The following is a 19,863-nucleotide window of genomic DNA, read 5'->3' on the forward strand; positions in this document are numbered from 1 at the left end:
GGAAATGCGCATGTAAGGCTCAAGTATTAGCAACGGTTTGCGCGCTAACAATTGTCTAAATTGACAGGCAAATTATGATATTTAGTTTTTTACTTTATTTGTGATGGGGAGCATATTCGGGCGGAAATAAAAAAGGCGAGGAATAATATCCTCGCCTTTTCGGGTCAGCGTGGCGTTACTTGTTCAGTTCCGCCAGGCTCAGCCAGGTTTGCACCACGGTGTCCGGGTTCAGGGACAGGCTATCGATCCCCTCCTCCATGAGCCAGGCGGCAAAGTCTTCATGGTCGGATGGCCCCTGACCACAAATCCCGACGTATTTGCCCTGCTTCTTCGCCGCGCGGATGGACAGGGAGAGCAATGCTTTGACCGCCTCGTTGCGCTCGTCGAACAGCTCGGAGACCACGCCGGAGTCGCGGTCCAGACCCAGCGTCAGCTGCGTCATGTCATTCGAGCCGATAGAGAAGCCGTCGAAGTGCTCCAGGAACTGCTCGGCCAGCAGGGCGTTGGACGGGATTTCGCACATCATGATGATCTTCAGCCCGTTCTCGCCGCGCTTCAGACCCTGACGCGCCAGCTCGTCAACAACCGCTTTCGCCTGATCGACGGTACGCACGAACGGGATCATGATTTCGACGTTGGTCAGCCCCATGTCGTTGCGCACGCGCTTCACCGCCTCACACTCCAGCGCGAAGCAGTCGCGGAAGCTGTCGGACACGTAGCGTCCGGCCCCGCGGAAGCCCAGCATCGGGTTCTCTTCTTCCGGCTCGTAGCGCTCGCCGCCCACCAGGTTGGCGTATTCGTTAGACTTAAAGTCAGACAGGCGCACAATCACGCGTTTCGGATAGAAAGCGGCACCCAGCGTCGCGATCCCTTCGGTCAGACGGCCGACGTAGAACTCTTTCGGCGAGTCGTAGCCTTTCATCATCTCGCGGATTTCGTTCTGCAGCTTCGGCTCCTGGTCGTCAAACTCCAGCAGCGCACGCGGGTGAACGCCGATCATACGGTTAATGATAAATTCCAGACGCGCCAGGCCTACGCCTTCGTTCGGCAGGCAGGCGAAGTCGAACGCCCGGTCCGGGTTACCGACGTTCATCATGATCTTCAGCGGCAGGTCCGGCATGGTATCCACGCTGGAGCTCTTCACGCTGAAGTCGAGGATATCGGCATACACGTAGCCGGTATCGCCTTCGGCACAGGAGACGGTCACGTTCTGTCCGTCCTTCATGCGCTCGGTAGCATCACCGCAGCCGACAACCGCAGGAATCCCCAGCTCGCGGGCGATGATCGCCGCGTGGCAGGTACGGCCGCCGCGGTTGGTAACGATAGCCGCCGCTTTCTTCATGATCGGTTCCCAGTCCGGGTCGGTCATGTCGGTCACCAGCACGTCGCCGGGCTCAATGCGGTTCATCTCGCTGATGTCGTGGATCACCTTCACCGGACCGGCACCGATGCGGTGACCGATAGCACGGCCTTCCGCCACGATTTTGCCCTGGGCGTGCAGCGTGTAACGCTCCATCACCTGACCGCGTGAGCGAACGGTTTCCGGGCGCGCCTGCACGATAAACAGCTTGCCGGTGTTCCCGTCTTTCGCCCATTCGATATCCATCGGACGGCCGTAGTGTTTTTCGATCTGCACCGCCTGCTTCGCCAGCTCCTGCACTTCGGCGTCGGTCAGGGAGAAGCGGTCGCGCTGCTCCTGCGGTACATCTTCAATTTTGACCTGCTTGCCATGCTCCTGGGTCGGGGCATAGATCATGCGGATTTTTTTCGAGCCCATGGTGCGGCGCACCACCGCCGGACGGCCAGCGGCCAGCGTAGGCTTGTGAACGTAGAATTCGTCAGGGTTTACCGCACCCTGCACGACCATCTCACCCAGCCCCCACGCGGAGGTGATGAACACCACCTGGTCGAAGCCGGATTCGGTATCAATGGAGAACATCACGCCGGATGAGCCCACGTCCGAGCGCACCATGCGCTGTACGCCAGCGGAGAGCGCCACGCCGCGATGGTCGTAGCCCTGGTGCACGCGATAGGAGATGGCGCGGTCGTTGAACAGGGAAGCAAACACGTGCTTCACCGCCACCAGCACCGCATCGTAACCCTGGACGTTCAGGAAGGTTTCCTGCTGCCCGGCAAACGAGGCGTCCGGCATGTCTTCTGCGGTGGCTGAAGAGCGCACGGCAAAGGAGGCCTGCGCGTCGTCAGCGGAGAGCTGGTTGTACGCGTCGTGAATGGCTTTTTCCAGTTCCGGCTGGAAAGGTGTGTCGATGATCCACTGGCGGATCTGCGCCCCGGCTTTGGCAAGCTCGGTCACGTCATCAATATCCGTTTTATCCAGCAGGTCGTAAATGCGCTGGTTAACACCGCTCTGGTCTAAAAACAGGTTAAAGGCATCGGCGGTGGTGGCAAACCCGTTCGGTACGGAGACACCCATACCCGACAGGTTTGTAATCATTTCACCCAGGGAGGCATTTTTGCCCCCAACTCTGTCTACATCATTCATGCCGAGTTGGTTATACCAAAGCACCAGCGGTGACGAGCCATTGTTGGACATCGAAACAATCCTTTTGTGATATTTGATCGGAGTAAGAAACACCTGACTACGTATTTATACTGGCATAATTATTTCCGCTAAAAAAACGGTGAATCGTGTAAGCAATTTAAATTTTCAACTTTTCGGATACTTTCCCATCAACGATTAACCCGGTGATTCCTCTATATTCAGCCAGAAACCCCAAAAATAAAGTCGCTATTTGAAAAATGAAATCCACTTTTCAGGAAAATCAAAAACAGCGTTTCATTCATAATTAGGATAAGTTCTTTGCTGTGTAAATTACTTTTTTAATTTATGCTTTCAGACAATTACGTCTGATATTCAGGGTGGGTAAAATGGATAGTGCTGTCGATCGTCACGTTTTTTATATTTCTGATGGTACGGCGATCACCGCCGAGGTGCTGGGCCACGCGGTGATGTCGCAGTTTCCCGTATCGATCAACAGCATCACGCTGCCGTTTGTGGAAAATGAGAGCCGCGCCAAAGCGGTGAAGGACCAGATCGACGCCATTTACCAGCAGACCGGCGTCCGCCCGCTGGTGTTCTACTCCATTGTGATCCCCGAGATTCGCGCCATCATTCTGCAGAGTGAAGGCTTCTGCCAGGATATCGTGCAGGCGCTGGTGGCTCCGCTGCAAAGCGAGCTGAAGCTCGACCCAACGCCTATCGCCCACCGTACCCACGGGCTGAACCCCGGCAACCTGACCAAGTACGACGCGCGTATCGCCGCCATTGACTATACCCTCGCGCACGACGACGGCATCTCGCTGCGTAATCTCGACCAGGCGCAGGTGATCCTGCTTGGCGTGTCGCGCTGCGGCAAAACGCCGACCAGCCTCTACCTGGCGATGCAGTTCGGCATTCGCGCCGCCAACTACCCGTTCATCGCTGACGATATGGATAACCTGGTGCTGCCCGCCGCCCTGAAGCCGCTGCAGCACAAGCTGTTCGGGCTGACCATCAATCCGGAGCGCCTTGCCGCCATCCGCGAAGAGCGCCGCGAGAACAGCCGCTACGCCTCCATGCGCCAGTGCCGGATGGAGGTCTCCGAAGTGGAAGCCCTGTACCGCAAAAATCAGATCCCGTGGCTGAACAGCACCAACTACTCTGTGGAAGAAATTGCAACCAAAATTCTCGACATCATGGGGCTTAATCGCCGCATGTACTAATATGCTAGTACATTAGCTCAGATTCAGGTATCATCATCGGCAACCACGGGGCTATGTCGCCCCGAACTTGAAATCAGCAGGGATTGGTTTAAGGTGATGCCCATCACTTCCCGGTAGTCTGCCGATGAAGCAAAAATTTTCTGAGACATTCCATGAATAAAACCGATGAACTCCGCACTGCGCGCATTGACAGCCTGGTCACGCCGGCTGAACTGGCCCAGCGGCATCCTGTTTCCGCGGCCGTTGCGGAACACGTGACGGCCTCCCGCCGCCGCATTGAAAAAATCCTCAATGGTGAAGACAAGCGTCTTCTGGTAGTGATTGGTCCCTGCTCCATCCACGATCTGGATGCCGCGATGGATTATGCAAAACGGCTTCAGGGCCTGCGGGATAAGTATCAGCACCGCCTTGAGATTGTGATGCGAACCTACTTTGAAAAACCACGTACCGTGGTGGGCTGGAAAGGGCTGATTTCCGACCCTGACCTCAACGGCAGTTATCGCGTGAACCACGGCATCGAGCTGGCGCGGAAGCTGCTTTTGCAGGTCAACGAGCTGGGCGTGCCGACCGCCACCGAGTTCCTTGATATGGTGACCGGGCAGTTTATCGCCGATCTGATCAGCTGGGGCGCGATTGGCGCACGCACCACCGAGAGCCAAATCCACCGCGAGATGGCCTCCGCCCTCTCCTGTCCGGTCGGCTTTAAAAACGGGACCGATGGCAATACGCGTATTGCGGTTGATGCCATCCGCGCGGCCCGTGCCAGCCACATGTTCCTGTCGCCGGACAAGAGCGGTCACATGACCATCTACCAGACCAGCGGTAACCCGTACGGGCATATCATTATGCGCGGCGGGAAGAAGCCCAATTATCATGCACAAGATATTGCGGCGGCCTGTGAAACGCTGGCGGAATTCGACCTGCCGGAACATCTGGTGGTGGACTTCAGCCACGGCAACTGCCAGAAGCAGCATCGCCGCCAGCTGGACGTCTGCGATGAGATCTGCCAGCAGATCCGCAGCGGTTCAACCGCCGTTGCAGGGATTATGGCGGAGAGCTTTATCAAAGAAGGCACGCAGAAAATCGTTGCTGGCCAGCAGATGGTGTACGGCCAGTCGATCACCGACCCGTGCCTGAGCTGGGAAGACAGCGAGCTGCTGCTGGAGAAGCTGGCTGCAGCCGTGGACACGCGCTTTTAACATCCTGCCGGGGGGCGGCTTCGCCTTACCCGGCCTACGATTCTTGCCGTTGTAGGCCCGGTAAGGCGAAGCCGCCACCGGGCTTTTGATTGCACAATATTGATCCTCTCACCCTTTTTTCACAAAAACGCTTGCCGTAAATTTGCAGTTTATTGATAATGATTATCATTGTTACATTGATTGTTATTTATAAACATTATGTCACGTACGGATAACAGCGCGGCAACGCCAGCAAAAACAGACACAGCACCAGCCCCTACCGAGCGTCGGATTGACAGCAAAACCCTGCTCGGCGATGCGGGGCGGGTCATTATCGAGCATGACGGCCAGCGCTATCTGCTGCGCCAGACCCATGCCGGAAAACTGATCCTCACAAAATAAACCAAAAACTTCGCCAGCCACCCAGGTGATCCCCAGGCAGCCAGCGCTTTCGATTCTTTATGGAGAGTTGCTATGCCACACCTGCCTTCCGCGTCTTTACGCCCGTCACTTCTGGCGCTGGCGATTGTCAGCACCCTGCCGGGCGCGGCGTTTGCTGCCACAGATGACATTACCGTCACCGCCACGGGCAACGCCCGCAGCGCCTTTGAAGCCCCCATGATGGTGAGCGTGATTGACGCCAGCGCGCCGGAGAAGCAAACCGCCAGCTCGGCGGCCGACCTGCTGCGTAACGTTCCCGGCCTGATGCTGGACGGCACCGGGCGCACCAACGGGCAGGACGTGAACCTGCGCGGCTACGATCGTCGCGGCGTGCTGGTGCTGGTTGACGGCGTGCGTCAGGGCACCGACACCGGCCACCTGAACAGCACGTTCCTCGATCCGGCGCTGATTAAGCGTATCGAAGTGGTTCGCGGCCCGTCGGCCCTGCTGTACGGCAGCGGCGCGCTGGGCGGCGTGATTTCCTATGACACCGTCGATGCAAAAGACCTGCTGGAAACGGGTAAAAACAGCGGTTATCGTGTGTTTGGTACGGGGGCGACAGGCGATCACAGTCTTGGGATGGGGGCCAGCGCCTATGGCCGCACCGACACCCTGGACGGTCTGGTGGCCTGGTCCAGCCGGGATCGCGGTGATATCCGCCAGAGCGACGGAGCAACCGCCCCTAACGACGAGTCCATCAATAACATGCTGGCGAAAGGCAGCTGGAAAATCGACCCGGCCCAGACCCTGAGCGGCGCCATGCGCTACTACAACAACGATGCTCAGGAACCAAAAAACCCGCAAACCACTGGGGCGGACAGCAGTAACCCGATGACCGATCGCTCCACCATCCAGCGTGACGCGCAGGTGGGCTACCGCATCGCCCCGGAAGGTAACGACTGGCTGAACGCCGACGCGAAGGTCTACTGGTCCGAAGCGCGCATTAATGCCCAGAATATTGACAACAGCGGTGAGTTCCGCAAGCAGACCACCAAAGGCGGCAAGGTGGAAAACCGCACCCGCCTGTTCAGCGACACTTTAGCAGCACATCTGCTGACCTACGGTGGGGAATGGTCGGTATGGGGCGTGCGCCCTGGACCCGCACGCCAGAAGCGTCGGTGATCGAGGAGGTGATGGCCATCACCGGCTGTTTACCGCTGGCGGGAAGGCAGTTTGCCGCGCTCTCCGGCGGCGAGCAGCAGCGCGTTCAGCTCGCCCGCGCGCTGGCTCAGCTCTGGTGCGACGGTGCGCCGCGCGGCTGGCTGTTTCTTGATGAACCGACGTCCGCGCTGGATCTCTATCACCAGCAGCATCTGCTGCGCCTGCTGAAATCCCTGACCAGCCGGGGACATCTGCACGTGTGCGCGGTGCTGCACGACCTCAACCTGGCAGCGCTGTGGGCGGATCGCATCCTGCTCCTGCACAGCGGCAGGATCGTGTCCCAGGGAGAGCCGGAAACCGTGTTGCAGGCCGATGCGCTGGCGCGCTGGTACGGCGCACAGGTTCACGTCGGCAGGCATCCGGCTCACGCCGTGCCGCAGGTGTTTCTCGCCCCCTGACCGGTCCGGATTCTGATGACGCCGACTCCGGCCAGACACTAGCTTGAGCAACTGACCTCCAGCCGCTTGCCCCACTTAGGCGGGCGGCTGACGTAATCATCATCCCGGTCGGCAAACGGCGTGCGCAACGCCACGTGCAGACGGTGTAACTCGTCGTACTCGCCCTGCTCGGCCTGCTCAATCGCCCGCTGCGCCAGCCAGTTGCGCAACACCATCGCCGGGTTCGTAGCGTTCATCTGCGCCTGGCGGGTCACATCATCCACCTGCTCCTGCTGCAGCCGCGTGCGGTACGATGCAAACCAGTCGTCAAACGCCTGTCTGTCAATAAACTCATCGCGCAGCGGAGAGGCGGCACTGTGCTGCTCCGTCTGGCCCAGCATCCGGAAGGTGCGCGTGTAATCGCTGCCCTCGCGCGCCATCAGGGCAAACAGGCCATTGAGGATGTCGTTATCGCCCTTCTCCTGCGTGACTAGCCCCAGCTTGTTGCGCATCAGCGAGCCATACTCTCGCAGTAAGATCGCCTGATAGCTGTCGAGCGCATCATTCAGGGCATCAACGTCGATGAACGGCGACAGGGTTTGCGCAAGCCGCTGCAGGTTCCACAGGCCCACCGCGGGCTGATTGTCAAAACTGTAGCGCCCCTGATAGTCGGAGTGGTTACAGATGTACCCTGGCTGATAATCATCCAGGAAACCAAACGGGCCGTAGTCAAAGGTCAACCCGAGAAGCGACATGTTGTCCGTATTCATGACGCCATGGGCAAAACCTACCGTTTGCCAGCGGGCAATCAGGGCTGCGGTACGGGCCACCACATCCCTGAACCAGAGAACGTATTTATCCGCGTCGTCCTGCAAATGCGCCCAGTGGTGACGAATGGCAAAGTCAGCCAGCTGGCGCACCTTGTCCGGCTCGCGGCGATAGTAAAAGTGCTCAAAATGACCGAAGCGCAGATGGCTTTGCGCAATGCGCATCAGCATTGCGCCCTTTTCCACGGTTTCGCGCGCAACCGGCGTGTCGCTGGTCACGATCGACAGCGCACGGGTGGTGGGGATACCCAGGGCATGCATCGCTTCGGAGCCCAGGCATTCGCGAATCGTTGAACGCAGAACCGCACGCCCGTCGCCCATCCGCGAATAGGGCGTCAGGCCCGCACCTTTCAGGTGCCAGTCAACCGTCTCCCCGTTGGGAAGCTGTTGTTCACCGAGCAGGATCCCCCTGCCGTCGCCCAGTTGCCCAGCCCAGACGCCAAACTGATGCCCGCTATAGACCTGAGCAAGGGGTTGCATACCGGCGAGAAGCGTTTCGCCTCCCCAGACGCCAGCGCTTCCTGAACGCTGAAGCAGCTCAGGCGGAATGGCCAGCTCTTCTGCCAGCCGATCGTTATACCAGATAAGGCGTGAATTTTGTAACGGTGTGGGTTTGAGTGCGGTATAAAATCCCGGCAACTCGTCATGCCAGTGAGCAGTAAAAGACAGGGTCATAAGTCCTCCTGCTTTTAGTGTAGAGGGTTTACCCGGACTTAAACACGGGCGAAAGCAAGGGTTATCGCTGCTGAACCAGCGTAGTGACGTGTTCCGCCGAGACGGCAGGCCAGAGTGTTCCCTGCATGGCGCCAAAATTAAAGGACAACACGCGCTGCAACAGACCGTGGTCGTCAATGCCCGAGACAATCACAGACTGGCAGTGCGGCGTGATTTGCCAGAGGATGGCGCGCATAAATGGCTCAAAAGAGAGCTCTGAAGCACGCTGCTGAATGAAGCCTTTATCGAGAATAACCCGTTTAAATAATCCATCATACACCGCTTTGAGCGATGCAGCGCCTGCACCAAAGTTTGCCAGCACCAATGGGAAATGGATTGCCATTCTCGCCAGCTGAAGATCGTCCTTTCCGTTATTTAAACCTGGATAATTCTCATTAACAGTAAACTCAAGAAACGGATAACGCTCAAGAATTGAAACAGCGTTTCCATTACTTAATAAAAATTCAACTATTGCAGGTGTAATATTGATCCATGCAATTAACTGATGCTGAATAAAAAACAGTTTGCAGGTATCAAGCAATTGCAGTTTTTCGTTAAACAGCGCTAACTCTTCAGCCGCTGAAAGTCGTGGGATAACAAGCTCAGTGGGGATCCGCACATCGCTGTCGACGCCAGTAAAGTTAACCAGAATTTCTAAACCTTTAAGCTCCCCTGCGCTATTACGGGCAGGCAAAAGCAGCAGTTCAGACTGGTAAGCATTATCTAGCGTAATTATCATTGCACTCGCCCCGCATTAAAGATGAGAGAGGACATCCTGGAGCAATTGCCGACACAATTCCACTGTCTTGATTTTAATAAGATTAATTTCATTAGTTCCGTATTAATTTTCAGATTTTTCCCTGAATCTAAAATAATCTTATCCTGGTTGCAAAATAATAGCCAGTTTTAGATAAAACAGATACATGAGGGATTCGCTAATTTTAGGTAAATTTAACTTTAATCATCTTATTTGAGAAAAAACGGCATGTTTATTCGCTACCATGCCGTCATAAGAGAGGTATACGACGAAGATTATATACGTCGTGCCTGCCAGAAATTTTTACGCCAGTAAACATTATCAAGAGAAGAGCGCATCACGCCGCGGCTCGTCGAGGCGTGAATGAACTGGTTGTCAGTATCATAAATGCCCACATGAAGTCCGCTTTCCCCCGATCCGGTTTTGAAGAAAACCAGGTCCCCGGGCAGGAGGTCGTCTTTATCAATTTCCGTGCCGATTTCTGCCTGTTTACGCGTTTCACGCGGCAGCTGTAAATCAAACTTGTCGCGAAACGTCATCAGAACGAAGCCGGAGCAATCTACACCGCCACGGCTCATGCCGCCGTAGCGATAAGGCGTGCCGCGCCAGTTGCTCAGCTGATCGTTGAGGCTGGCAATGACGGTGATCGAATCTGAAAGCCGTGGGTTAGGCGGCGGTGCACGATGGCTACTGCATCCCGCAAGAAAAAGTGCGGCCATCAGGAGAAACCAGAATCGCATTTTCAGACGAATCCTCTGCTTTTTTTGTTCTTTTCGTAATTTAGCGTGCAATTGCGCTCACAGGCAAGAAACGCTTACTCCTGCCCGGTCGAAATCAGCATCTTATGGCCCTCAATATCCAGCCTGCGGAACGACATGTTGTACGCGCGGGCAAGATTGGGCGGCGTAAGAACCTGATCCCGCGTACCGCTGGCGATCATCTTCCCCTGCGACAGCAGCCACACCCGGTGGGCATGACGCAAGGTGTGGTTGAGGTCATGACTGCTCATCACCACGGCGATGCCTTTTCGGCTGAGCGCACTTAGCAGGGTATCCAGGGCCGCCTGCTGCGCCACATCCAGCCCGCTCATCGGTTCATCGAGAAGCAGCATCCGCCCATGAGGATTACCGGCCGGGTGGATCTGAACAATGACAGCCGCCAGACGCACCCGCTGCCATTCGCCGCCGGATAGCTGGCTGACATGCCGGGAGAGTTTATCCTCCAGCCCCAGCGCCGCGGCCACGTCCGTCAGCAGTGCCGTAGAATGTTTGTCGTGCAAATGCAGCATCAGATAGTGCCAGACCGGCATCGCAAAGGGGGGTACCTGCTGCTGCACGAGATAGCTGCGCCGATGCGCCAGCGAGACCGGCGACCACTCGGCCAGCGTATGCTCCAGCAACATTATCTGCCCTTCTCCGGCAGTCATGCCTGCCATCCGTGCCAGCAGCGTGCTCTTTCCTGCGCCGTTTGGCCCGACAAGATGCAGGATTTCTCCCGCATTGACGGCGCCGGTTATCGGCTCCAGACGTCCCTTCTCGGCAACGTCCGTGAGCTGCATCAGCAGCGACATTATTTCGCCAGCGCCAGCTTGATCGATTCCATAACGATCGGATCTTCAGGGGGCATATCCGGTGAAAAACGCTGTACGACCTGGCCGTCGCGACCTATCAGGAATTTTTCAAAGTTCCACAGAATATCGTCCGGATAAAGCGGCGCGCGGCCTTTGCTGGCCATGCGTTCATAAAAACCGCTGCCTTCCGGCGCGACGGCTTTCGGTGCGGCAGCGATCAGCTTCGCATACAGCGGGTGGCGGTCTTCACCGTTGACATCGATTTTGCTGAACAGCGGGAACGTTACGCCGTAGGTAGTGCTGCAGAAGGTTTTAATCTCCTCTTCGCTGCCCGGCTCCTGCCCCAGGAACTGGTTGCAGGGGAAGCCCAGCACGGTAAAACCGTCTTTCTCCCAGGCCTTCTGAATGTTTTCCAGCTGCTCGTACTGCGGCGTCAGGCCGCATTTGGATGCCACGTTGACGATCAGCAACACATTGCCTTTGTAGCCTTCCAGCGTGGTTTTATCGCCATCAATGGTGGTCACTTCAGTATTCAGGATATCTGACTGCATAGCATTTCCTCAGGTTGTCGATTTAACGTCCAGCTTTTAATAGTAGCCAGATAAAGACCGGCGCGCCCAGCGTGGCGGTCACCACGCCAATGGGCAGCTCTGCGGCCGTCAGGGCAAGCCTGGCGATGATGTCGGCCACCAGCAGCGTGACGGCCCCGGCAACCGCCGAGGCCGGAAGCAAGGTTCGATGGTCCGTGATTCCGCACAGTCGGAGCATATGCGGAATCACCAGACCGATAAAGCCAATCGCGCCCGCCAGAGCCACGCTGACGCCGACCAGCCAGCCAATGGCGATGACAAGCACATTACGCCAGAACCCAATCGGCATGCCCAGCTGGCGGGCTGAGGTTTCACCCAGCGCGAGCATATTCAACGGCTGCGCCTGCAGGGCAGCCCACACGATGACCGGCACCAGCAGCGCCATCAGCCAGCCCTGCTGCCAGTCGACGCCGCCAAAGCCGCCCATCATCCAGTACATGAGCTGCCGAAGGTCAAAAGAGGTCGAGAAGTAGACCGCCCAAGTCAGCAACGCACTACAGATGATCCCCAGCGCCACGCCGGCAAGCAGCAGACGGCTGGTCGATAAGTGCCGTCTGGCAAAACGAAGAAGGATGAGCGTTATCAGTAATGCGCCAAGGATCGCGCTCAGGCTAATGCTCCAGCCGGAGAGTTCTCCTCCGCCCAGCATCACCGCTGCAATCAGCCCCACGCCCGCACCGTTAGACACGCCGAGCAGCCCGGGCTCCGCCAGAGGATTCTCAAACAACGCCTGCATAATGGTGCCGCACAGCGCCAGCGCGGCCCCCACCAGCATCACCGCGACGGTACGCGGCAGACGAATTTGCCAGACGAAGAGCTGTCCGTCAGGTCCCCACCAGCTTTCGGGCCCTATCCACCGGTCACCGGCGCAGAGGCTAACGCCTGCGGCGACAATGAGCAGCAGCACCAGAATAAACAGGTGACGCCGATCGGAACGGTGCTGGAGATGGACATAATCAAGCATGTTTACGGTTTTCGTAGCGAGAGATGTAATTGATTTTACGGCGGGTTTGCCTGAGAGCGCAAAGAAAAAAGGCCGCGTGGGCGGCCTTTTTAGTTAGTTCATATTACTCTGCTTTGGGCGTTGCGTTTTCGACACGGCTTTTTAACTTCTGGCCGGGTCTGAAGGTCACCACGCGGCGGGCTGTAATGGGAATATCTTCCCCCGTCTTCGGGTTGCGGCCCGGACGTTGGTTTTTATCTCGCAAATCAAAATTGCCAAAGCCGGAGAGTTTTACCTGCTCACCATTTTCCAGAGCACGACGGATCTCTTCGAAAAACAGCTCTACCAGCTCTTTGGCATCCCGTTTGCTAAGCCCAAGCTTATCAAACAGATATTCTGACATTTCAGCTTTTGTAAGCGCCATAGGTTCAATCCCTCAATGATGCCTGGAATCGCTCTTTTAATGCCTCTACACATTTGGCGACGGTAGCGGCAATCTCCTCTTCTTCGAGTGTACGGCTGGTATCCTGAAGGATCAGGCTGATAGCCAGGCTCTTAAAGCCCTCTGCTACGCCCTTGCCGCGGTACACGTCAAATAAGTTTACGCCAACTACCTGATTTACGCCAACTTTCTTACATTCGGCCAAAATATCTGCTGCGGGCACATTTTCCGCGACCACAACCGCGATATCACGGCGGTTTGCCGGGAAGCGGGAGACGTCCTGAGCCTGAGGAATCACGCGGTCTGCCACCAGGTTCCATTCCAGCTCGAACACGATGGTACGGCCATTCAGGTCCAGTTTACGCTCCAGCTCAGGGTGAACAACCCCAATAAAACCAATGCGTTTGCCGTCTAAATAGAGGGCGGCGCTCTGGCCTGGATGCAGGGCCGGAATGGCTTCTGCGCGGAATTCAATTTCAGATAATTTACCGGTCAGATCCAGAATCGCTTCCAGATCGCCCTTCATATCGTAGAAATCAACCGTGCCTTTTGCCAGGTCCCAGTGCTCTTCATAACGGTTACCGCTGATGGCGCCAGCCAGCATGAGATCCTGACGGATGCCTAAATTTGCCTGATTATCCGGTACAAAGCGCAAACCGCTTTCGAAAATTCGCACGCGGTTTTGCTGGCGATTCTGGTTGTAAACGATAGTGCCCAGCAGGCCCGTCCACAGGGACAGACGCATCGCGGACATTTCGCTGGAAATTGGGCTTGGCAGGATCAGCGCTTCCTGACCCGGGTGGATCAGCTGCTGCAGCTTTGGATCAACAAAGCTGTAGGTGATCACTTCCTGATAGCCTTTGTCGTTCAGCATGGTTTTTACACGCTTCAGGGACAGGTCGGCTTCACGGTGGGTGCCCATCACCAGACCTGCCTGCACAGGCTCGTCAGGGATGTTGTTGTAGCCATAAACACGGGCCACTTCTTCCACCAGATCTTCTTCAATTTCCATGTCGAAACGCCATGACGGCGCAACGGCTTTCCACTCGTCCTGGCCTTCGGTTACGTCGCAACCCAGACGCTTCAGAATATCGGTCACCTGCGCGTCGGCAACGTGGTGCCCAATCAGGCGATCCAGCTTACTGCGACGCAGGGTGATGGTCGCACGCTTCGGCAGCGTGGCTTCGTTGGTGACGTCGATAACCGGGCCCGCTTCGCCGCCGCAGATGTCGATCAGCAGGCGAGTCGCACGCTCCATCGCTTTGTATTGCAGCGCAGGATCCACGCCGCGCTCGTAGCGGTGGGACGCATCGGTGTGCAGTCCGTGACGGCGTGCGCGACCAGTGATGGAAAGCGGGCTGAAGAACGCGCACTCCAGCAGGACGTTTTGCGTTTCGTCGTTGACGCCTGAATGCTCGCCTCCGAAGATACCGCCCATTGCCAGCGCTTTGCTGTGGTCAGCAATCACCAGGGTGTCGGCGTTCAGTTTCGCTTCGGTGCCGTCCAGAAGAACCAGGGTTTCGCCCTCTTTCGCCATGCGCACCACAATACCGCCTTCGATACGATCTTTATCGAAGGCGTGCATTGGCTGGCCCAGTTCCAGCAGAACGTAGTTAGTCACGTCAACCACGGCGTCGATAGAGCGGATACCGCAGCGGCGCAGCTTCTCTTTCATCCACAGCGGGGTTGGCGCTTTCACGTTGATACCTTTCACCACGCGACCGAGATAGCGCGGGCAGGCATCCGCAGCGTCAACCTGGATAGGCAGCACGTCACTGATGGTCGCTTCAACCGGGGCAATCTCCGGCGCGTTCAGCTCGGTCTGGTTCAGCACGGCAACGTCGCGCGCCACGCCGATGATCCCTAAGCAGTCAGCGCGGTTTGGCGTGACGCTAATTTCGATGGTGTTGTCATCAAGCTTCAGGTATTCGCGGATGTCGGTGCCGATTGGCGCATCCAGCGGCAGCTCAATGATGCCGTTGTGATCGTCGGAAATACCCAGCTCGGAGAAGGAACACAGCATGCCTTCAGACGGCTCGCCGCGCAGCTTAGCCGCTTTGATTTTGAAATCGCCCGGCAGTACCGCACCGACGGTCGCCACGGCCACTTTCAGTCCCTGGCGGCAGTTTGGCGCACCGCAGACGATATCCAGCAGACGGTCACCGCCTACGTTTACTTTTGTTACGCGCAGTTTGTCCGCGTTAGGGTGCTGACCGCACTCTACCACTTCACCGACGACCACGCCGTTGAATGCCCCTGAAACCGGCTCAACGCCATCCACTTCCAGGCCCGCCATGGTAATCTGATTAGAAAGCGCGTCGCTGTCCAGCGTGGTGTTCACCCACTCGCGTAACCACAGTTCACTGAATTTCATTGTTCTGTCCTGCCCTTATTTAAACTGTTTGAGGAAACGCAGATCGTTTTCGAAGAATGCACGTAAGTCGGTGACGCCATAGCGCAGCATGGTCAGACGCTCCATGCCCATACCGAAGGCGAAGCCGGAGTAAACTTCCGGATCGATACCCACGTTGCGCAGGACGTTTGGATGCACCATGCCGCAGCCCAGCACTTCCAGCCATTTGCCGTTTTTGCCCATCACGTCAACTTCCGCAGACGGTTCGGTGAACGGGAAGTAGGACGGACGGAAACGAACCTGCAGATCTTCCTCAAAGAAGTTGTTCAGGAAATCGTGCAGCGTGCCTTTCAGGTTGGTGAAGCTGATGTTTTTATCAACAATCAGACCTTCCATCTGGTGGAACATTGGGGTGTGGGTCTGATCGTAGTCGTTACGATAGACGCGGCCCGGCGCGATAATACGGATTGGCGGTGCCTGATCCTTCATGGTACGGATCTGAACGCCGGAGGTCTGGGTACGCAGCAGACGCGTCGCGTCGAACCAGAAAGTGTCGTGGTCAGCGCGTGCCGGATGATGGCCAGGAATGTTCAGAGCATCGAAGTTGTGGTAATCATCTTCAATTTCCGGGCCAGTCGCCACGGTAAAGCCGAGCTCACCGAAGAAACTTTCAATGCGATCGATGGTGCGGGTAACCGGGTGCAGACCGCCGTTCTCGATGCGGCGACCCGGCAGAGAAACGTCGATCGTCTCTGCGGCCAGACGCGCATTCAGCACCGCGCTTTCCAGCTCGGCTTTGCGTGCGTTCAGCGCCTGCTGTACCTGCTCTTTGGCTTCGTTAATCACCGCCCCCGCTGCCGGGCGATCTTCTGGCGGCAGCTCACGCAGGGTTGTCATTTGAAGGGTCAGGTGCCCTTTCTTCCCAAGATATTCGACGCGGACATTGTCTAACGCGGCAACATCTGAGGCCTGATTAATGGCGGCTGTTGCACTGGCAACCAGCTCTGCGAGATGTGACATGATTTTCCTCATTATGTCGGTGCAGACACCGATTTGGTGGAGTTATTCTCTCAAATTCAGGCACAAAAAAAGCCTCCATCGGGAGGCTTATCTGGCGCTGTTTTTCGTTTCATCTTTCACGCGCTAGCCTCCTGAAGTCAGGTGCTAAAGTAAAAGAAGAAGCGGAAAATAGCAGCATTCATGCTTGCGTTACCTTGTTGGGTAAAAACCGTTGAGACCTTATTGAAAAGCCTGCACGGGTAAATGTCAATCTTCTTACAGGGTTATATGAAAAGAGGGAGCCAGGCCCCCTCTCTCAACTGGCTTATGCCAGTGCTGCTTTCGCTTTTTCGACCAGAGCGGTGAACGCTACTTTGTCGAATACTGCGATGTCAGCCAGGATCTTACGGTCGATTTCAACAGAGGCTTTTTTCAGGCCGTTGATGAATTTGCTGTAAGAAATACCGTTCTGACGTGCTGCTGCGTTGATACGCGCAATCCACAGTTGACGGAACTGACGCTTACGCTGACGACGGTCACGGTAAGCGTACTGACCTGCTTTGATAACAGCCTGGAAGGCAACGCGGTATACGCGTGAACGCGCACCGTAGTAGCCTTTAGCTTGTTTCAAAATTTTCTTGTGACGTGCACGTGCAATTACACCACGTTTTACGCGAGCCATGTGTGCTCTCCTGTATCTATTCTAAGTTAAAAAAGTTAAACGAAACGACTTATGCGTACGGCAGGCACGCGATGACCAGGCCCAGATCGCCTTTAGAAACCATGGCTTTTGGACGCAGGTGACGTTTACGCTTGGTAGCTTTCTTAGTCAGAATGTGACGCAGGTTAGCGTGCTTGTGCTTAAAACCACCTTTACCGGTTTTTTTGAAGCGCTTAGCAGCACCGCGTACGGTCTTAATTTTTGGCATTTTAATAACTTCCACTTCGCATTGTTAAATAAACGAAACATAGGCGAACAAAACCTATGAAACCCGAAGGCTCCACAGATTTTGCTGCTTGAAGGCCTTACTGTTTCTTCTTAGGAGCGAGCACCATGATCATCTGGCGGCCTTCGATCTTCGTAGGGAAGGATTCGACTACTGCCAGTTCACTCAGATCGTCACGGACGCGGTTAAGCACTTCCATACCAATCTGTTGGTGGGCCATCTCACGACCGCGGAAACGCAGTGTGATCTTGGCCTTATCGCCATCTTCCAGAAAGCGAATCAGGCTGCGGAGTTTTACCTGATAATCGCCATCGTCGGTACCAGGACGGAATTTGATTTCCTTAACCTGGATAACTTTTTGCTTCTTCTTCTGTTCCTTAGAAGACTTACTCTTTTCATAAAGGAACTTGCCGTAGTCCATGATACGACAAACTGGCGGTTCGGCGTTAGGGCTGATTTCAACTAAATCTACTCCAGCTTCTTCAGCCTTTTCGATTGCTTCTCTCAGACTCACAATCCCCAGCTGCTCGCCTTCCAGACCTGTTAAGCGAACTTCCTGGGCGCGAATCTCGCCATTGATACGATTCGGACGTGCCGTTTGAACTCGTTTTCCGCCTTTAATACCTTATTCCTCCAGTTGTTGAAGACTGCGGCTGCGAATCTCTTGTTGCAGCTTCTCAATCACTTCACTTACGTCCAGGCTGCCCAGGTCTTTACCACGGCGGGTGCGAACGGCAACTTTGCCGGCTTCCACCTCTTTATCACCACAGACCAACATATACGGGACACGACGTAAAGTGTGCTCGCGGATTTTAAAGCCAATCTTCTCATTTCTCAAGTCTGCTTTTACGCGAATGCCCGCATTTTGTAGTTTCTGCGTCAATTCTTTAACGTAATCTGCCTGAGAATCGGTAATGTTCATCACCACCACCTGCACCGGCGCAAGCCAGGTTGGGAAGAAGCCGGCGAACTCTTCGGTCAGGATGCCGATGAAGCGCTCCAGAGAACCGAGAATGGCGCGGTGAATCATTACCGGCACCTGACGCTCGTTGTCTTCGCCAACATAAGAGGCGCTTAAACGCTGCGGCAGGGAGAAGTCCAGCTGTACAGTACCGCACTGCCATGCGCGATCGAGGCAGTCATACAGGGTAAATTCAATTTTCGGACCGTAGAATGCGCCCTCGCCCAGCTGGTATTCGAACGGAATGCCGTTCTCTTCCAGCGCCACGGCGAGATCCGCTTCTGCGCGATCCCAGGTCTCATCGCTACCGATACGTTTTTCCGGACGCGTTGAGAGTTTGACCACGATCTTCTCGAAGCCAAAGGTGCTGTACATATCGTAGACCATACGAATACAGGCGTTAACTTCATCACGGACCTGATCTTCGGTACAGAAGATATGCGCATCATCCTGCGTAAAGCCACGCACGCGCATCAGACCGTGCAGCGCACCTGATGGCTCGTTACGGTGGCAGCTACCGAACTCCGCCATACGCAGCGGCAGGTCGCGGTAGGATTTCAGACCCTGATTGAAGATCTGAACGTGGCCCGGGCAGTTCATTGGCTTGATGCAGTATTCACGGTTCTCAGAGGAGGTGGTGAACATCGCATCCTTGTAGTTGTCCCAGTGGCCGGTTTTTTCCCACAGCACACGGTCCATCATGAACGGGCCTTTCACTTCCTGATACTGGTACTCTTTCAGCTTGGAGCGTACGAAGGTTTCCAGTTCACGGAAGATGGTCCAGCCGTCGTTATGCCAGAACACCATACCCGGCGCTTCTTCCTGCATGTGGTACAGGTCAAGCTGCTTGCCGATTTTGCGGTGGTCACGCTTCGCCGCCTCTTCCAGACGCAGCAGGTAAGCGTTCAGGGCTTTTTTATCGGCCCATGCGGTACCATAGATACGCTGCAACATCTTGTTGTTGCTGTCGCCGCGCCAGTAGGCGCCTGCGATCTTCATCAGCTTAAAGTGATGACAGAAGCGCATGTTCGGCACGTGCGGTCCACGGCACATGTCGACGTATTCTTCGTGATGGTACAAGCCAGGCTTGTCATCATGCGAAATGTTTTCGTCAAGAATCGAGACTTTATAGCTCTCGCCGCGCTTCACGAAGGTTTCACGCGCTTCGTGCCAGCTGACTTTCTTCTTGATGACGTCATAGTTCGTTTCGGCGAGCTCGTGCATACGTTTTTCGAGCGCGTCGATATCTTCCTGAGTCAGGGTATGGTCAAGGTCAACGTCGTAGTAGAAACCATTATCGATAACCGGACCGATCGCCATTTTGGTGTTTGGCCACAGCTGTTTGATGGCATGGCCCAACAGGTGCGCGCAGGAGTGACGAATGATCTCCAGACCTTCTTCATCTTTTGCGGTGATGATGGCCAGCGTCGCATCGTTTTCGATCAGATCGGAGGCATCCACCAGCTCACCGTTGACACGGCCGGCGATGGTCGCTTTCGCGAGACCAGGACCGATGTCCAGGGCAACATCCATTGGGCTAACAGCGCGGTCGAAATGGCGTTGGCTGCCATCAGGAAGAGTAATTACAGGCATTTTATATCCTTATTTGCAGTGATGCCCCACACATAAGAGCATATACAAAGAAAATAATCGTGATTTGACAATAGATTACGACACCATCTGACCAACAATCGTCAAATTGGTTCGTCATCATTCACCTGCCGGAAAATCAGACAACGCCGGATATACGGCAAGCCTTGCAATGTTAACACTAACAAAAGGGAGATTGCACCCTCTGCTGGCAGATTGATGTGCTGGCACTTTCGCATGAATTTGCAGGTTGCATATTCCCGGCGCTCGCAATTTAGAAATGCAGAGCT

18 protein-coding genes, 2 pseudogenes and 1 other annotated feature are annotated in these 19,863 nt (G+C 55.7%); of the genes and pseudogenes, 5 read left to right on the forward strand and 15 right to left on the reverse strand.

The features are described from left to right. Window positions 1–175: 175 nt before the first annotated feature. A complete protein-coding gene (ppsA, locus tag B498_RS14600; protein WP_008500643.1) occupies window positions 176–2,554 on the reverse strand; it encodes a phosphoenolpyruvate synthase in 2,379 nt (792 codons plus the stop codon). A 335-nt stretch (window positions 2,555–2,889) separates the two neighbouring features. Here ppsA and ppsR point away from each other — a divergent pair, with 335 nt between their 5' ends. The 5 genes and pseudogenes from ppsR to hmuV all read left to right on the forward strand — a co-directional run. Then, window positions 2,890–3,723: a posphoenolpyruvate synthetase regulatory kinase/phosphorylase PpsR gene (gene ppsR, locus B498_RS14595; protein WP_008500644.1), complete on the forward strand. Its 834-nt coding sequence runs from the start codon at window positions 2,890–2,892 to the stop codon at window positions 3,721–3,723. Between the two features lie 152 nt (window positions 3,724–3,875). Further along, entirely contained in the window at window positions 3,876–4,922 is a 1,047-nt protein-coding gene (aroH, locus tag B498_RS14590; RefSeq protein WP_008500645.1) for a 3-deoxy-7-phosphoheptulonate synthase AroH, read from the forward strand. A 198-nt stretch (window positions 4,923–5,120) separates the two neighbouring features. Then, window positions 5,121–5,303, forward strand: coding sequence for a hemin uptake protein HemP (gene hemP / locus B498_RS0121310; protein ID WP_021241095.1), 183 nt, complete (start codon window positions 5,121–5,123; stop codon window positions 5,301–5,303). Between the two features lie 72 nt (window positions 5,304–5,375). Further along, window positions 5,376–6,446, forward strand: a pseudogene (locus tag B498_RS14585) (TonB-dependent receptor plug domain-containing protein); the annotation flags it as partial. Continuing rightward, window positions 6,413–6,901, forward strand: a pseudogene (hmuV, locus tag B498_RS14580) (hemin ABC transporter ATP-binding subunit); the annotation flags it as partial. The pseudogenes B498_RS14585 and hmuV, both read left to right, overlap by 34 nt. Window positions 6,902–6,939: 38 nt before the next feature. Here hmuV and selO read toward each other — a convergent pair. From selO to thrS, 14 genes are all read right to left on the reverse strand, one after another. Then, window positions 6,940–8,382: a protein adenylyltransferase SelO gene (gene selO / locus B498_RS14575; RefSeq protein ID WP_008500648.1), complete on the reverse strand. Its 1,443-nt coding sequence runs from the start codon at window positions 8,380–8,382 to the stop codon at window positions 6,940–6,942. A gap of 61 nt (window positions 8,383–8,443) precedes the next feature. Then, on the reverse strand, window positions 8,444–9,160 hold the full coding sequence (locus B498_RS14570) for an EAL domain-containing protein (protein ID WP_008500649.1): 717 nt from the start codon (window positions 9,158–9,160) through the stop codon (window positions 8,444–8,446). Between the two features lie 293 nt (window positions 9,161–9,453). Further along, complete coding sequence (locus B498_RS14565) at window positions 9,454–9,918, reverse strand: NlpC/P60 family protein (protein WP_008500650.1); 465 nt, start codon at window positions 9,916–9,918, stop codon at window positions 9,454–9,456. A gap of 74 nt (window positions 9,919–9,992) precedes the next feature. Then, the gene (gene btuD, locus B498_RS14560; protein ID WP_008500651.1) at window positions 9,993–10,748 is read right to left on the reverse strand and encodes a vitamin B12 ABC transporter ATP-binding protein BtuD; all 756 of its coding nucleotides are present in this window, start codon (window positions 10,746–10,748) and stop codon (window positions 9,993–9,995) included. Beyond that, the gene (locus B498_RS14555) at window positions 10,748–11,299 is read right to left on the reverse strand and encodes a glutathione peroxidase (RefSeq protein WP_008500652.1); all 552 of its coding nucleotides are present in this window, start codon (window positions 11,297–11,299) and stop codon (window positions 10,748–10,750) included. Before B498_RS14555 ends, btuD begins: the two co-directional genes overlap by 1 nt. A 22-nt stretch (window positions 11,300–11,321) precedes the next feature. Continuing rightward, entirely contained in the window at window positions 11,322–12,302 is a 981-nt protein-coding gene (btuC, locus tag B498_RS14550) for a vitamin B12 ABC transporter permease BtuC (protein ID WP_008500653.1), read from the reverse strand. A 103-nt stretch (window positions 12,303–12,405) separates the two neighbouring features. After that, on the reverse strand, window positions 12,406–12,705 hold the full coding sequence (gene ihfA, locus B498_RS14545; RefSeq protein WP_003857805.1) for an integration host factor subunit alpha: 300 nt from the start codon (window positions 12,703–12,705) through the stop codon (window positions 12,406–12,408). 4 nt (window positions 12,706–12,709) lie between these two features. Then, window positions 12,710–15,097 (reverse strand): phenylalanine--tRNA ligase subunit beta, encoded by a 2,388-nt coding sequence (gene pheT, locus B498_RS14540; RefSeq protein ID WP_008500654.1) that lies wholly within the window; start codon window positions 15,095–15,097, stop codon window positions 12,710–12,712. 15 nt (window positions 15,098–15,112) lie between these two features. Continuing rightward, window positions 15,113–16,096: a phenylalanine--tRNA ligase subunit alpha gene (gene pheS / locus B498_RS14535; protein WP_008500655.1), complete on the reverse strand. Its 984-nt coding sequence runs from the start codon at window positions 16,094–16,096 to the stop codon at window positions 15,113–15,115. Between the two features lie 62 nt (window positions 16,097–16,158). Then, window positions 16,159–16,283: a sequence feature (Phe leader region), on the reverse strand. Further along, window positions 16,234–16,278, reverse strand: a complete 45-nt coding sequence (gene pheM / locus B498_RS23080) for a pheST operon leader peptide PheM (protein ID WP_001386830.1) — start codon at window positions 16,276–16,278, stop codon at window positions 16,234–16,236. (Overlaps the previous feature by 45 nt.) A gap of 117 nt (window positions 16,284–16,400) precedes the next feature. Next, a complete protein-coding gene (gene rplT / locus B498_RS14530; RefSeq protein ID WP_000124850.1) occupies window positions 16,401–16,757 on the reverse strand; it encodes a 50S ribosomal protein L20 in 357 nt (118 codons plus the stop codon). A 49-nt stretch (window positions 16,758–16,806) separates the two neighbouring features. Beyond that, the gene (rpmI, locus tag B498_RS14525) at window positions 16,807–17,004 is read right to left on the reverse strand and encodes a 50S ribosomal protein L35 (protein WP_001124225.1); all 198 of its coding nucleotides are present in this window, start codon (window positions 17,002–17,004) and stop codon (window positions 16,807–16,809) included. A 97-nt stretch (window positions 17,005–17,101) separates the two neighbouring features. After that, a complete protein-coding gene (infC, locus tag B498_RS0121315) occupies window positions 17,102–17,644 on the reverse strand; it encodes a translation initiation factor IF-3 (protein ID WP_023616141.1) in 543 nt (180 codons plus the stop codon). Between the two features lie 3 nt (window positions 17,645–17,647). Next, window positions 17,648–19,576 (reverse strand): threonine--tRNA ligase, encoded by a 1,929-nt coding sequence (thrS, locus tag B498_RS14520; RefSeq protein WP_008500657.1) that lies wholly within the window; start codon window positions 19,574–19,576, stop codon window positions 17,648–17,650. Between the last annotated feature and the right edge of the window lie 287 nt (window positions 19,577–19,863).

This window comes from Enterobacter sp. SST3 (assembly GCF_000286655.1).
Lineage (GTDB): Bacteria > Pseudomonadota > Gammaproteobacteria > Enterobacterales > Enterobacteriaceae > Enterobacter > Enterobacter roggenkampii.

Excerpts from the sequence above, each read along its gene's own strand:
- ppsA (WP_008500643.1), bottom strand. The coding sequence starts at position 2,554 with ATGTCCAACAATGGCTCGTCACCGCTGGTGCTTTGGTATAACCAACTC.
- ppsR (WP_008500644.1), top strand. The coding sequence starts at position 2,890 with ATGGATAGTGCTGTCGATCGTCACGTTTTTTATATTTCTGATGGTACG.
- aroH (WP_008500645.1), top strand. The coding sequence starts at position 3,876 with ATGAATAAAACCGATGAACTCCGCACTGCGCGCATTGACAGCCTGGTC.
- hemP (WP_021241095.1), top strand. The coding sequence starts at position 5,121 with ATGTCACGTACGGATAACAGCGCGGCAACGCCAGCAAAAACAGACACA.
- selO (WP_008500648.1), bottom strand. The coding sequence starts at position 8,382 with ATGACCCTGTCTTTTACTGCTCACTGGCATGACGAGTTGCCGGGATTT.
- B498_RS14570 (WP_008500649.1), bottom strand. The coding sequence starts at position 9,160 with ATGATAATTACGCTAGATAATGCTTACCAGTCTGAACTGCTGCTTTTG.
- B498_RS14565 (WP_008500650.1), bottom strand. The coding sequence starts at position 9,918 with ATGCGATTCTGGTTTCTCCTGATGGCCGCACTTTTTCTTGCGGGATGC.
- btuD (WP_008500651.1), bottom strand. The coding sequence starts at position 10,748 with ATGTCGCTGCTGATGCAGCTCACGGACGTTGCCGAGAAGGGACGTCTG.
- B498_RS14555 (WP_008500652.1), bottom strand. The coding sequence starts at position 11,299 with ATGCAGTCAGATATCCTGAATACTGAAGTGACCACCATTGATGGCGAT.
- btuC (WP_008500653.1), bottom strand. The coding sequence starts at position 12,302 with ATGCTTGATTATGTCCATCTCCAGCACCGTTCCGATCGGCGTCACCTG.
- ihfA (WP_003857805.1), bottom strand. The coding sequence starts at position 12,705 with ATGGCGCTTACAAAAGCTGAAATGTCAGAATATCTGTTTGATAAGCTT.
- pheT (WP_008500654.1), bottom strand. The coding sequence starts at position 15,097 with ATGAAATTCAGTGAACTGTGGTTACGCGAGTGGGTGAACACCACGCTG.
- pheS (WP_008500655.1), bottom strand. The coding sequence starts at position 16,096 with ATGTCACATCTCGCAGAGCTGGTTGCCAGTGCAACAGCCGCCATTAAT.
- rplT (WP_000124850.1), bottom strand. The coding sequence starts at position 16,757 with ATGGCTCGCGTAAAACGTGGTGTAATTGCACGTGCACGTCACAAGAAA.
- rpmI (WP_001124225.1), bottom strand. The coding sequence starts at position 17,004 with ATGCCAAAAATTAAGACCGTACGCGGTGCTGCTAAGCGCTTCAAAAAA.
- thrS (WP_008500657.1), bottom strand. The coding sequence starts at position 19,576 with ATGCCTGTAATTACTCTTCCTGATGGCAGCCAACGCCATTTCGACCGC.